The 12,751-nt window shown below is 67.0% G+C and carries 16 protein-coding genes; 14 read left to right on the forward strand and 2 right to left on the reverse strand.

Translation table 11 applies throughout. The features are described 5' to 3' along the window. Window positions 1–260: 260 nt before the first annotated feature. The 6 genes from infA to rplQ all read left to right on the forward strand — a co-directional run bounded on the left by infA (window position 261) and on the right by rplQ (window position 3,422). On the forward strand, window positions 261–482 hold the full coding sequence (gene infA, locus AB4Y94_RS11390) for a translation initiation factor IF-1 (protein ID WP_022883252.1): 222 nt from the start codon (window positions 261–263) through the stop codon (window positions 480–482). Between the two features lie 66 nt (window positions 483–548). Next, a complete protein-coding gene (rpmJ, locus tag AB4Y94_RS11395) occupies window positions 549–662 on the forward strand; it encodes a 50S ribosomal protein L36 (RefSeq protein WP_022883251.1) in 114 nt (37 codons plus the stop codon). Between the two features lie 153 nt (window positions 663–815). After that, complete coding sequence (gene rpsM, locus AB4Y94_RS11400) at window positions 816–1,190, forward strand: 30S ribosomal protein S13 (protein WP_441727937.1); 375 nt, start codon at window positions 816–818, stop codon at window positions 1,188–1,190. A gap of 42 nt (window positions 1,191–1,232) precedes the next feature. Next, entirely contained in the window at window positions 1,233–1,631 is a 399-nt protein-coding gene (gene rpsK, locus AB4Y94_RS11405) for a 30S ribosomal protein S11 (RefSeq protein WP_022883249.1), read from the forward strand. 158 nt (window positions 1,632–1,789) lie between these two features. Further along, on the forward strand, window positions 1,790–2,779 hold the full coding sequence (locus AB4Y94_RS11410; protein WP_441727938.1) for a DNA-directed RNA polymerase subunit alpha: 990 nt from the start codon (window positions 1,790–1,792) through the stop codon (window positions 2,777–2,779). Window positions 2,780–2,831: 52 nt separating this feature from the next. Beyond that, window positions 2,832–3,422, forward strand: a complete 591-nt coding sequence (gene rplQ, locus AB4Y94_RS11415; RefSeq protein WP_441727939.1) for a 50S ribosomal protein L17 — start codon at window positions 2,832–2,834, stop codon at window positions 3,420–3,422. Between the two features lie 152 nt (window positions 3,423–3,574). Here rplQ and AB4Y94_RS11420 read toward each other — a convergent pair whose 3' ends face one another. Further along, window positions 3,575–3,781, reverse strand: a complete 207-nt coding sequence (locus AB4Y94_RS11420; protein ID WP_441727940.1) for a hypothetical protein — start codon at window positions 3,779–3,781, stop codon at window positions 3,575–3,577. Window positions 3,782–3,852: 71 nt separating this feature from the next. Here AB4Y94_RS11420 and truA point away from each other — a divergent pair, with 71 nt between their 5' ends. The 4 genes from truA to glmM all read left to right on the forward strand — a co-directional run bounded on the left by truA (window position 3,853) and on the right by glmM (window position 7,432). Beyond that, window positions 3,853–4,758: a tRNA pseudouridine(38-40) synthase TruA gene (gene truA / locus AB4Y94_RS11425; protein ID WP_441727941.1), complete on the forward strand. Its 906-nt coding sequence runs from the start codon at window positions 3,853–3,855 to the stop codon at window positions 4,756–4,758. Window positions 4,759–5,058: 300 nt separating this feature from the next. Then, the gene (gene rplM, locus AB4Y94_RS11430) at window positions 5,059–5,505 is read left to right on the forward strand and encodes a 50S ribosomal protein L13 (protein WP_441727942.1); all 447 of its coding nucleotides are present in this window, start codon (window positions 5,059–5,061) and stop codon (window positions 5,503–5,505) included. Window positions 5,506–5,556: 51 nt separating this feature from the next. Further along, a complete protein-coding gene (gene rpsI / locus AB4Y94_RS11435) occupies window positions 5,557–6,042 on the forward strand; it encodes a 30S ribosomal protein S9 (protein WP_441727943.1) in 486 nt (161 codons plus the stop codon). A 22-nt stretch (window positions 6,043–6,064) separates the two neighbouring features. After that, window positions 6,065–7,432 (forward strand): phosphoglucosamine mutase, encoded by a 1,368-nt coding sequence (gene glmM / locus AB4Y94_RS11440; RefSeq protein ID WP_441727944.1) that lies wholly within the window; start codon window positions 6,065–6,067, stop codon window positions 7,430–7,432. A gap of 375 nt (window positions 7,433–7,807) precedes the next feature. On the opposite strand, the gene coaA is transcribed toward glmM, so the two are convergent. Continuing rightward, the gene (gene coaA / locus AB4Y94_RS11445; RefSeq protein ID WP_441727945.1) at window positions 7,808–8,764 is read right to left on the reverse strand and encodes a type I pantothenate kinase; all 957 of its coding nucleotides are present in this window, start codon (window positions 8,762–8,764) and stop codon (window positions 7,808–7,810) included. A 34-nt stretch (window positions 8,765–8,798) separates the two neighbouring features. On the opposite strand from coaA, the gene glmS reads away from it, so the two are divergent. Genes glmS through tsaE form a run of 4 tightly spaced genes read left to right on the forward strand, consistent with a single transcriptional unit; the run spans window position 8,799 to window position 12,751 of the window. Next, window positions 8,799–10,649 carry a glutamine--fructose-6-phosphate transaminase (isomerizing) gene (glmS, locus tag AB4Y94_RS11450; protein ID WP_441727946.1) on the forward strand — a complete coding sequence of 617 codons (1,851 nt, stop codon included), beginning with the start codon at window positions 8,799–8,801 and terminating at the stop codon, window positions 10,647–10,649. Window positions 10,650–10,700: 51 nt separating this feature from the next. Next, window positions 10,701–11,057, forward strand: coding sequence for a holo-ACP synthase (locus AB4Y94_RS11455; RefSeq protein WP_441727947.1), 357 nt, complete (start codon window positions 10,701–10,703; stop codon window positions 11,055–11,057). Then, on the forward strand, window positions 11,054–12,178 hold the full coding sequence (gene alr, locus AB4Y94_RS11460; protein WP_441727948.1) for an alanine racemase: 1,125 nt from the start codon (window positions 11,054–11,056) through the stop codon (window positions 12,176–12,178). The genes AB4Y94_RS11455 and alr overlap by 4 nt, the downstream gene beginning before the upstream one ends. Before the next feature lie 51 nt (window positions 12,179–12,229). Continuing rightward, window positions 12,230–12,751 carry a tRNA (adenosine(37)-N6)-threonylcarbamoyltransferase complex ATPase subunit type 1 TsaE gene (tsaE, locus tag AB4Y94_RS11465; protein ID WP_441727989.1) on the forward strand — a complete coding sequence of 174 codons (522 nt, stop codon included), beginning with the start codon at window positions 12,230–12,232 and terminating at the stop codon, window positions 12,749–12,751.

Below are 12,751 nucleotides of genomic sequence, written 5' to 3' on the forward strand. Positions count from 1 at the left end.
AAAAGGGGTCAAATTGGGCCCTTTTGGCCATTGTCGGTGAAAATAGCAGCGGTTAGGTACGGCACTGCCCGGATGCAGGTGACGGGCAGCTCGCTGTCGGCGGAACGGGGAGGGATTATAGGGGCGAAACGCCTCAGATTGCCAAACCGACACCAAATACCATAAGATAGACCCTTGGTGTCTGGCACTCCGCTTGCGGTGTGCCTTTTTCACCACAATCCGCATGACCAGCAACCAATACCTTGAGCGACAGTGAGTCTATGGCCAAAAAAGACGGTGTCATCGAAATCGAGGGCGCAGTAGTCGAAGCTCTTCCCAACGCGATGTTTCGCGTTGAGTTGACGAACGGCCACAAAGTTCTTGCCCACATTTCGGGCAAAATGCGTCAGCACTACATCCGGATCCTTCCAGAGGACCGCGTGATCGTTGAGCTGAGCCCCTACGATCTGACCCGCGGCCGGATCGTCTACCGCTACAAGTAACAGTTGCTGTAAGTAACGGCCCGTGGCATCCCACGGGTACGAAGACAGCGAATAAAAGGAATCACCATGAAGGTCAACCCCAGCGTCAAAAAGATCTGTGACAAGTGCAAGGTCATCCGCCGTAACGGCAACGTGATGGTCATTTGCGAGAACCCGCGTCACAAGCAGCGCCAGGGCTGATCTCGACACGCTCGATCACCGATTCGGTTGTCGAGCCTGTTGAGACACCACAATTAATAGCAATTCCGGGAACCCTCACGGGTGACACCATCGGTTGGAGGCCGATGCACAGGAGTTGCTACAGACCTCCACTCAGTAACAGGAGAAGCCACAATGGCACGTCTAGCCGGCGTTGACATTCCTCGCGAAAAGCGCGTGGAAGTTGCACTGACTTACATCTACGGTGTGGGACGCACGAGGGCACTGAAGACCCTCGCCGACACCGAAATCGATGGAAACATCCGCGTCAAGGACCTCAGCGACGACCAACTCATCGCGCTGCGTGACTACATCGAAGGATCCTTCAAGGTAGAGGGTGACCTCCGCCGCGAGGTCGCCGCTGACATCCGCCGCAAGGTCGAGATTGGCAGCTACGAAGGTATTCGCCACCGCAAGGGACTGCCCGTCCGCGGTCAGCGCACCAAAACCAACGCTCGCACCCGCAAGGGCCCGAAGCGCACCGTAGCCGGCAAGAAGAAGGCCCGCTAGGCCTCGCCCTAGCAGCCTCGCCTTTAGGATTCAGGAGAAATCATGGCAGCACCCAAGTCGGCCGTTCGGAAGCCGCGCAAGAAAGAAAAGAAGAACGTTGCTGTGGGCCAGGCCCACATCAAGAGCACCTTCAACAACACCATCGTCTCGATCACCGACACCACCGGTGCGGTCATCAGCTGGGCGTCCTCAGGTGGAGTCGGATTCAAGGGTTCGCGCAAGTCGACCCCGTTCGCCGCGCAGCTGGCCGCAGAGTCGGCCGCCCGCCAGGCGCAGGAACACGGCATGAAGAAGGTCGACGTCTTCGTCAAGGGACCCGGCTCAGGCCGCGAGACCGCCATCCGCTCGCTTCAGGCCGCTGGCCTCGAGGTCGGTTCGATCAACGATGTGACCCCGCAGGCGCACAACGGATGCCGCCCGCCCAAGCGTCGCCGCGTTTAATTCCTTTTCGATCCCGACAGGCTCGACCACCGGATTCGGTCGTCGAGCTTGTCGGGACTTGGCCACAGGCGATCTCGGTTGTCGAGCTTGTCGAGACTCATAACTCAAAACCTCATCTAAGTGTCATATAGCGGACACTTTGCCGAAAGGAATCAATAGTGCTTATTGCACAGCGTCCAACGCTCACCGAAGAGAACATCTCGGAGTTCCGTTCACGGTTCGTCATCGAACCCCTCGAGCCCGGCTTCGGATACACCCTCGGTAACTCGCTTCGTCGCACCCTGCTCTCCTCGATCCCGGGCGCCGCTGTCACCAGCATCCGCATCGACGGCGTGCTGCACGAGTTCAGCACCGTTCCCGGTGTCAAGGAAGACGTCACCGAGATCATCCTCAACATCAAGGGCCTCGTCGTCTCCAGCGAGCACGACGAGCCGATCACCGCGTACCTGCGCAAGCAGGGCTCCGGCCAGGTCACGGCCGCCGACATCTCGGCTCCGGCCGGCGTCGAGGTGCACAACCCCGAGCTGGTCATCGCAACCCTCAACGACAAGGCCAAGTTCGAACTCGAACTGACCATCGAGCGTGGCCGCGGTTACGTGTCGGCGACCCAGAACCGCAACGAGTACTCCGAGGCCGGCCAGATCCCAGTCGACTCGATCTACTCGCCCGTGCTCAAGGTCACCTACCGCGTCGAGGCCACCCGTGCCGGTGAGCGCACCGACTTCGACCGCCTCGTCGTCGACGTGGAGACCAAGTCGGCCATCACACCCCGCGACGCCATCGCATCCGCTGGTCGCACGCTGACCGAGCTGTTCGGCCTGGCCCGCGAGCTCAACACGGCTGCTGAAGGCATCGAGATCGGCCCCGCGCCGGTCGACGCCGTGCTGTCGAACGAGCTCTCGATTCCGATCGAGGACCTCGACCTGTCTGTGCGCTCGTACAACTGCCTCAAGCGCGAGGGCATCAACAACGTCAGTGAACTGGTGGCCCTCTCGGAGACCCAGCTCATGAACATCCGCAACTTCGGTCAGAAGTCCGTGGATGAGGTCAAGGACAAGCTCGTTGAGCTCGGCCTGTCGCTGAAGGATTCCGTGCCCGGTTTCGACGGTGCGCACTTCTACAGCGGTTACGACGAAGAGACCGTCTAAGGCGCGTCGCTTCCGACTGCCTTTCGATTTTTGATACTGGAGAATACCGAAAATGCCTACACCCACTAAGGGACCCCGCCTCGGCGGTGGACCGGCGCACGAGCGCCTCATGCTGGCCAACCTGGCCGCTGCCCTGTTCACCCACAAGTCGATCAAGACGACCGAGACCAAGGCCAAGCGCCTGCGTCCGGTCGCCGAGCGACTGATCACGTTCGCCAAGCGCGGCGACCTGCACGCCCGTCGTCGCGTGCTCGCCACCATCGGCGACAAGACCGTCGTGCACGAGCTCTTCACCGAGATCGCGCCGCTGGTTGCCCTGCGTGAGGGCGGCTACACCCGCATCACCAAGCTCGGTTTCCGCAAGGGCGACAACGCTTCGATGGTGCAGATCGAGCTCGTTCTCGAGCCCGTTAACGCCAAGGCCAAGCCGGCCAAGACCTCCGCCAAGGCCGCAACGCCTGTGGCTGATGAGACTGCCGCGCCGGTCGAGGAGACCACTGTCGAGGACACCGCCGCCGCCGAGGCCGAGGTCGCTGAGACCGAAGCCGGCGTCGAGGCCGCCGCTGCAGAGTCGGCTGACGCCGAGTCGGCCGAGGCCGAGAACGCCGAGGCCGAGTCCGGCCAGGACGCCGCGCAGAAGTAATCGCGACACCATCGTTCTGAGAGGGGCCCGACTTCGGTCGGGCCCCTCTCTGGTTTCGCGGGCGCCAGCTCTGCTTCGCCGGTCGGCGGCCGCATGCGGCGGCGCGGGTCGAACGCCGTATCGCGCGTTGAACTCGGCACGCGCTGCGGCCTTCAGCCCGCGCGGTGCGCCGCGGGCGACGGATGCCGGTGCGTTCGGTGTGCGCAGCGGCGTACGGCCCGCGCCGCCACGATGTCGTCCTCCGAATCTGTGCCGGCGATGATCAGGTCGGCCTGCCGGCGCGGGCGGGGAACCGGAGGGGACGTCCACCCGTCCGCCCCGTCCGCCCGGTCGGCCCGGTCGCCCGGTCGCCGGCGCATCCGACCGCCTTGAGGCGCCGGCCACCGGCACGGCGGTGGGACAGCCGCCGGGGCGCAATACACTGGCGGATGTGAGTGCTGCCGACCCCGATGACCAAGGAGCCACCCGGATCCGGCTGGACATCGCCTACGACGGCACCGGGTTCAACGGCTGGGCCCGGCAGCCTGGCTACCGCACGGTGCAGGGCGAGATCGAGGGCGCACTGGCCACAATCCTGCGACGCCACCCTCCGGCGCCGACGCTCGTCGTCGCCGGTCGAACGGATGCCGGCGTGCACGCGGTGGGCCAGGTCGCCCACTTCGACCTCACCGACGAGCAGGTCTTCGCGCTGGTGCACCGCCGGCGCGGCAAGGGCAAGCCCAAGGTGCCGTTCGAATTGCACGCGGCGGTGAAACGCCGGATCGCCGGCGTGCTCGTCACCCAGCCGGACATCGTCATCCGTGGCGCAAGCGTGGCGCCGGCCGGCTTCGACGCGCGATTCTCCGCCCTGTGGCGCCGGTACGAGTACCGGATCGCCGACACCGGGTCGTTCCACGACCCGCTGCAGCGGCTGCGCACCACGTGGCATCCGGCTGCCCTCGACCTGGACGCCATGGACGCGGCCGCCGGCACCCTGGTTGGCCTGCACGACTTCGCGTCGTACTGCAAACCCCGCCCGCACGCCACGACAATCCGCACCCTGCAGGACTTCCGCTGGCGCCGCGAGGCGGACGGCGTGCTGGTCGCCGCCCTCAAAGCGGATGCCTTCTGCCACAGCATGGTGCGCGCCCTGGTCGGCGCCACCGTCGCGGTGGGGGAGGGGAAGCTACCCGGCGACCGGCTGGTTGACCTTCGAATCGACCGGGCGCGCACCAGCGAGTTCAAGGTGATGCAGGCGCACGGGCTCACCCTCACCCAGGTCGGCTACCCGGAAGACGCGGAACTGGCGATGCGCGCCGTGCAGACCCGGGCCCGCCGCGAACTCCCCGAGGAGTAGCATCCGCTCACCCCCGTCTGCCCCCTCCCACCCCGCCGAAACCGCACTCGTTGGGGTTATGAGGGCGGGATAACCCCAACTAGTGCGTTCTCGCGGAGGGCGTAGTGCGGTTTCGCGGAGGGCGGCCGCGCACGAATTGCGTGAAAGGTGCCCAGCCGCGTAACATAGACCCTTGGTGTCTGCGTTTTGCAGCGCGACACACGAACGTGAGCCCTCCATCGTTTGTGTTCCTCTCACAGGAACACGCCCGGAGCGGGATTCACGAACACCTCCGTTCGAACACAAGAAAGCAGCACAACAGTGACGCGCACCTACACCCCCAAGGCAAGTGAAGTCCAGCACGATTGGGTCGTCATCGACGCCACCGACATCGTTCTCGGCCGTCTTGCCAGCCACGCCGCCGTTCTCCTCCGCGGCAAGCACAAGGCCACGTTCTCTCCCCACATGGACATGGGCGACTTCGTGATCATCGTCAACGCCGAGAAGGTTGCCCTCACCGGCTCCAAGCTCGACCAGAAGAAGGCCTACCGCCACTCGGGATACCCGGGCGGGCTGACGGCAACCACGTACGCCGAGATGCTCGAGAAGCACCCGACGCGCGCCGTTGAGAAAGCGATTCGCGGCATGCTGCCGAAGAACTCGCTCGGCCGCGCCCAGCTGACCAAGCTCAAGGTCTACGAAGGCCCGGAGCACCCGCACTCCGCTCAGCAGCCCAAGCCGTACACCCTCAGCCAGGTCGCTCAGTAGCGCCGGTCCCCAGACTTCTCAGACACTCAAGAAAAAAGGATTCACACCATCGTGGCGAAGATCGCAGACCAGATTGACGCGGCTCCGGAGAGCTACTCGACAGAGACTCCCGCTGAGACCGCAACCAAGGCGCCCCGCGCCATCCTCAACGTTCCCGGCGCTGCCGTGGGCCGTCGCAAGCAGGCCATCGCCCGCGTGCGCCTCGTCCCCGGCTCCGGCACGATCACGGTGAACGGCCGCGAGCTCGCGGACTACTTCCCGAACAAGCTGCACCAGCAGCTGATCAACGACCCGTTCAAGGTGCTCGACCTCATGGGCGGCTACGACGTGATCGCCCGCATCACCGGTGGTGGCCCCTCCGGCCAGGCCGGCGCGCTGCGCCTCGGCATCGCCCGTTCGCTCAATCAGATCGACGAAGAGAACAACCGCGCAACCCTGAAGAAGGCCGGCTTCCTCAGCCGTGACGCCCGCGTCAAGGAGCGCAAGAAGGCTGGTCTCAAGAAGGCCCGCAAGGCGCCTCAGTTCTCCAAGCGCTAACCGAAAGTCGGAACCGGCTGTAATGCCCCGACTTTTCGGCACGGACGGCGTCCGGGGCCTGGCTAACCGTGAACTCACGGCAAGCCTGGCCCTGGGCCTCGCCCAGGCGACCGCCGCGGTGCTGACCCGCGGCCGTCGCGCACAGGAGCGTCAAGCGCAGGGACGGCGACCCGTCGCAGTGGTCGCCCGCGACCCGCGCATATCCGGTGAGTTCATCTCCGCCGCCGTTGCGGCCGGCCTCGCCAGCTCCGGCGTCGACGTGCTCGACGCCGGCGTCATCCCCACCCCGGCTGCGGCCTTCCTGATCGCCGACATCGGCGCCGACTTCGGCGTGATGATTTCCGCATCGCACAACCCCGCACCCGACAACGGGATCAAGATTTTCGCGTTCGGCGGCACGAAGCTGCCCGATGAGGTCGAGGATCGCATCGAATCCCTGCTCGGCTCAGAGCAGGACAAGCTCACGCCGATCGGCGGTGACGTGGGGCGCATCCGTCGCTTCGCCGATGCCGAGGACCGGTACATCGTGCACCTCCTCGGCACCCTGCCCCACCGCCTCGACGGCATCCACGTCGTCCTCGACTGCGCCCATGGTGCGGCGGCCGGCCCGTCTCCCCGGGTGTTCACGGATGCCGGTGCGCGCGTCACGCTGATCGGCGCGGACCCGGACGGCATCAACATCAACGACGGGGTCGGCTCGACCCACCTCGACAACCTGGCCCGCGCAGTGCTCGAACACGGCGCCGACGTCGGCATCGCCCACGACGGCGACGCCGACCGCTGCCTGGCTGTCGACCGCGACGGAAACATCGTCGACGGCGACCAGATCATGGCGATCCTCGCCGTGTCGATGGCCGAGCGCGGCTTGTTGAAGGACCGCACCCTCGTGGCCACCGTGATGAGCAACCTGGGGCTGCGCAAATCCATGGCGGCAAACGACATCCGCATGGTCGAGACCAAAGTGGGTGACCGCTACGTGCTCGAAGAGCTCAACGCCGACGACCTCTCCCTCGGGGGCGAGCAGTCCGGGCACGTGATCATGACCAAGTACGCCACCACCGGCGACGGCATCCTCACCGGGCTGCACCTGGTCGCCGAGATGGCGCGCACTGGCAAGACGCTCGCGGAGCTGGCGGCCGTGATGACCGTATTCCCGCAGATCCTCATCAACGTGCGCGGTGTTGACCACCACGGACTGAAGTCCGACGTCGTGATCGCGGACGCCGTGCGCGAGGCCGAGGCTGAACTCGGTGACACCGGACGGGTGCTGCTGCGTCCGTCGGGCACCGAGCCGATGGTGCGCGTCATGGTGGAGGCGGCCGACCAGCCGACCGCCGATCGGCTCGCTCACCAGCTGGCCGACGTGGTGCGCGAGCGCCTCGCCAACTAGCGTCCCGCGCTCTCCCGCTCACGCTGAGGTTTTCGCCACACGCTGAGGGCCTGCCATGCGCGTGTGGCAAAAACCGCAGCGCGACGGTGTGGGCGGTTGTGAGAGGCGTCGGAATCCGGGGTCCCGCCGAAACTAGCGGCCGCGCCGTGGAAGCGGCCGGTGTTGGCATCGGCGTCGGCGCCAGCATCGGCCCATCCCGCTCACGCTGAGGTTTTCGCCACACGCTGGGGGCCTGCCATGCGCGTGTGGCAAAAACCGCAGCGCGAACGGACGGGGCGGCTGGACGAGGGGCGAACAGCCAAGGGCGGCTGAACGGGGGTGACCGGACGCGAACGTGACTCCGCGCGAACGACGGGGTGAAACGGATGCGTCGGGTCAGACCTTACGCAGGAGCACCTTCGACACGGCGTGGTTCGAGTCCTTCCGCAGCACCAGGGTGGCACGGGACCGGGTCGGCCTGATGTTCTGAAGCAGGTTCGGCTCGTTGATGCTGCGCCAGATCTCAGCGGCCTTCGCGCGCGCCTCGGGCTCGCTGAGCGTGGAGTACCGGTGGAAGTAGGACTTCGGGTTGCTGAACGCCCCGCGTTGCAGCTTGAGGAAGCGGTCCTCATACCAGCGGGCGATGTCGCTGGTACGCGCGTCGACATAAACAGTGAAGTCGAACAGGTCACTGACCGACAATCCACGCCCGGTCGACGGCGGCTGCAGCACATTCAGTCCCTCGACGATGAGCACGTCCGGCTGCCGCACCACGATTTGGGCGTCGGGAACAATGTCGTAGCTGAGGTGCGAGTAGAACGGGGCGCGCACCTCGGTGGCGCCGCTCTTCACCTTCGTCACGAACCGTAAGAGCGCGCGACGGTCGTACGACTCTGGGAAGCCCTTCCGTTCCATCAGGCCGCGTCGGGCGAGTTCGGCGTTGGGATGCAGGAACCCATCGGTGGTCACCAGCTCCACCCGCGGTGTGTCCTCCCAGCGGGCGAGGAGCTCGCGCAGCAGGCGGGCGATGGTCGACTTGCCGACCGCGACGGACCCGGCCACGCCGATGACGAACGGTGTGCGCCGCGCGCGCTCGCCGAGGAAGTCGCTGGTGGCCCGGTGCAGCTGGCTGGCGCCGGCGGCGTAGAGGTTCAACAGCCTCGACAACGGGAGGTAGACATCCGTCACCTCGTTGAGATTCAGCGGTTCGCCGAGGCCTCGCAATTGCACGAGTTCGGTCTCCTTGAGGGGGAGTCGCGTCGATGGCGCCAAGGCGGCCCAGTCCGCCCGGTCGAGTTCAACGAAGGGGGTGCTGTGGCCGTTGGTCGCGTCGCTGTGAGCCGCCTCGGACATTGCTCCAAGCTTAGTCCGACTAAAATCGTATTCCATGTGCGGAATTGTGGGATATGTCGGAGACAGCAAGAGCCTCGAAGTACTCATGGGCGGACTCGCCCGACTCGAATACCGGGGCTACGACTCGGCTGGAATCGCCGTCATCGACGCCGACGGCCAGCTGAACACGGCCAAGCGCGCCGGCAAGCTGGCGATGCTCACCAGCGAGCTGCGGGACCACCCGATCAGCAACGGCCGCACCGGTATCGGCCACACCCGCTGGGCCACCCACGGTGGACCCACCGACCAGAACGCGCACCCGCACCTCGGCGACAACGGCAAACTCGCCCTCATCCACAACGGCATCATCGAGAACTTCGCTCCGCTCAAGGACGAGCTCCTCGCCGAGGGCTTCAGCTTCGACAGTGAGACCGACACCGAAGTGGCCGCGGTGCTTCTCGGCCGCGAGTACCAGCGCACCGGCGACCTGGGGGAGGCTTTCCGCGCGGTCGTCACGCGCCTCGACGGCGCGTTCACCCTGCTCGCCGTGCACCAGGACCAGCCCGGCATGGTCGTCGGCGCCCGCCGCAACTCGCCGCTGGTGATCGGCCTCGGCGACGGCGAGAACTTCCTCGGTTCGGATGTCGCCGCTTTCGTCGAGTACACCCGCCGCGCGGTGGCCATCGGCCAGGACCAGATCGTCACCATCACGCCGGATTCCGTGGTCGTGACCGACTTCGACGGCAACACCGTCGAGACCGAGGAATTCGACATCGCCTGGGACGCCTCCGCGTCCGAGAAGGGCGGCTGGTCCAGCTTCATGGCCAAGGAGGTCTCCGAACAGCCGGATGCCGTGGCCAACACCCTGCGCGGCAGGATCTCCGAGGGCATCGTCGCGGTGCCCGAGCTCACCGAGTTCGGCGACGACGAGCTGGCGAGCATCCGCCGCATCGTCATCATCGCCTGCGGGACCGCCGCCTACGCCGGCCAGACCGCGAAGTACGCCATCGAGAAATGGGCCCGCGTGCCGGTGGACGTGGAACTCAGCCACGAGTTCCGCTATCGCGACCCGGTGCTCGACCCCGACACCCTGGTGATCTCGATCAGCCAGTCCGGCGAGACCATGGACACCCTGATGGCGGTCAAATACGCCCGCGAGTCCGGCGCGAAGGCCATCTCCATCTGCAACACCCAGGGGGCCACCATCCCTCGCGAGTCGGACGCCGTGATCTACACTCACGCCGGCCCCGAGGTCGCCGTGGCCTCGACCAAGGCGTTCGTCGCGCAGATCACCGCGCTCTACCTCTTCGCGCTGCACCTGGCCCGGGTGCGCGGCAGCCTCACCGCTGCCGAACTCGCCGAGCAGACCGCCGAGCTGCAGTCCATCCCGGCCAAGCTGGCCACCACCCTGGAGCAGGCGGACGTCGTCGCGCAGCTGGCCAAGTGGATGACCGACACCCGCGCGGTGCTGTTCCTCGGCCGCCACGTCGGGTTCCCGATCGCGCTCGAGGGCGCGCTCAAGCTGAAGGAACTCGCCTACATCCACGCCGAGGGCTTCGCCGCCGGCGAACTCAAGCACGGCCCCATCGCGCTGATCGAGCCAGGCCAGCCGGTGTTCGTGGTCGTGCCGAGCCCGCGCGGCTCCGCCCACCTGCACCCCAAGGTGGTCTCCAACATCCAGGAGATCCGCGCCCGCGGCGCGCGCATCATCGTGATCGCCGAGCAGGGCGACGCCGCGGTTCTGCCGTTCGCCGACACCGTGATCCACATTCCGCTTGCCGCGCCGCTGTTCGAACCGCTCCTCGCGGTCGTTCCGCTGCAGATCTTCGCCATGGAGCTGGCAACCGCCAAGGGCCTCGACGTCGACCAGCCGCGCAACCTGGCGAAGTCCGTCACGGTCGAATAGCCCAGTGAGCCGCTGACGTGACGGAGCCGCCTACATGACTGTGCTGCTGAAATGATCAAGGGCATCGGCGTGGACATCGTCGACCTGGCGCGCTTCGAGCGCCAGGTCGAACGCACCCCCGGCCTGGTGTCGCGGTTGTTCGCCGAGAGTGAACGCGGCCTGCCCGTGCACTCGCTGGCCGCCCGATTCGCGGCGAAGGAAGCCCTGATCAAGGCGCTCGGCGACAGCGCGGGGGTGACGTGGCACGAGATGGAGGTCGTCAACGACCCCGCAGGCAACCCCGAGTTCCTGCTGCACGGCGCGGCCCGGGCCGCACTCACGGCCCGCGGTATCACCAGCGTGCACCTGACGATGACCCACGACGCCGGCGTCGCCTGCGCCTTCGTGGTCGCCGAGGGCCTGGCATGACCGGCTTCCGAGAGGCCGCGATCGACCTCGGTGCCGTCACCGCGAACGTCGCGCACCTCCGCGCGCTGGTCGGCACCCCGTCCCTGATGGCGGTGGTCAAGGCCAACGCCTACGGCCACGGCGCCGTCCCGGTCGCCAGGGCAGCGCTCACCGGAGGCGCTGACTGGCTCGGGGTCGCCGACATCGAGGAGGCCCTCGAGCTCCGCGCGGCCGGAATCGCGTCTCCCGTCCTCGCCTGGCTGCACGACCCCGCCGCGAAGTGGGCGGCAGCCATCGACGCCGGCATCGACCTCGGGATCTCCAGCGCCGCGCAATTGACGCAGGTAGCGGATGCCGCCCGGTCCCTCGGCCGGGTCGCATCCGTTCAGATCAAACTCGAGACAGGGCTCAGCCGGAATGGCGTGCACGAGTCGGAGTGGGAGCCGGTGCTGGCGCTTGCCGCCCGGCTGGAACGCGCCGGAGAGGTTCGGGTGCGCGGCATCTTCAGCCACCTCTCCAACACGTCGCCCGCCGATGACGCGGCGGCGATCGCCTGCTTCGAACGCGGGCTGGAGGTAGCCGCCGCGGCCGGCCTGGCCCCGGAACTGGTGCACCTGGCCTCCTCTGCCGCGGCGATCCGGCTGCCGCAGGCGCGGTACTCGATGGTGCGCCTCGGCATCAGCCTGTACGGGCTGTCTCCGTTCGACGATGCCACCGGCGCCGACCTCGGACTGAGGCCGGCGATGACGCTCCGCGGCCAGGTCGCGGCGGTGCGGCGGGTCGTGGCCGGCGCCGGTGTCTCCTACGACTACACCTGGCGGGCGCCCAGCGACTCGACCCTCGCCCTGGTGCCGCTCGGCTACGCCGACGGCATCCCCCGGCAGGCATCCGGACTGGCCCGGGTGAGCATCAACGGACGCCAGTATCCGGTCGTCGGGCGGATCGCCATGGACCAGTTCGTGGTGAACGCCGGCGATGACGCCGTCGAGATCGGCGACCCCGTTGTGCTGTTCGGCGACCCGGCCACCGGTGTGCCGAGCGCCACCGACTGGGCCAACGCGGCAGGCACGATCAACTACGACATCGTCACCCGGATCGGCGCTCGGGTTCCGCGCAGTTACCGGCAGCCGGGCGAGGAGTAGCGGCTCGTGGATGGGACTTCGACCGAGCGGATCATCGCGGACTCCGACGCGATGCACGAGTTCGGCATCGAACTGGCCACCGTGCTGCGCGCCGGAGACCTGGTGGTCCTGACCGGGCCGCTTGGTGCCGGCAAGACCACGCTCACCCGCGGCCTCGGCGCCGGCCTCCAGGTACGCGGGGCGGTCACCAGCCCGACCTTCGTGCTCGCCCGCACCCATCCCAGCACCATCGGCGGGCCGCCGCTCGTACACGTGGACGCCTACCGGCTCTCCAGCGCGGCCGAACTGGACGACCTCGACATCGACTTCGCCCGCTCGATCGTCGTGGTGGAGTGGGGCCGTGGCATGTTGGACGGCATCACCGAGTCCTGGCTCGACATCGAGATCGAGCGGCCGCTCGGGGCGTCGTCCCTCGGCAGGGCGGATGCTGCGTCGCAAGCCGCACCGGACGCATCCGTTGTCGACGACGTCGACGAGCCGCGAACCATCACCATCACCGGCTACGGCCCCCGCTGGTCGACGTCGCCGGCGGGCGGGAGCCGCGGGGTGACCGGGCGCGGGCGGATAGGCTGA

The organism is Glaciibacter sp. 2TAF33 (genome assembly GCF_052114945.1).
Taxonomy (GTDB): domain Bacteria; phylum Actinomycetota; class Actinomycetes; order Actinomycetales; family Microbacteriaceae; genus Cryobacterium.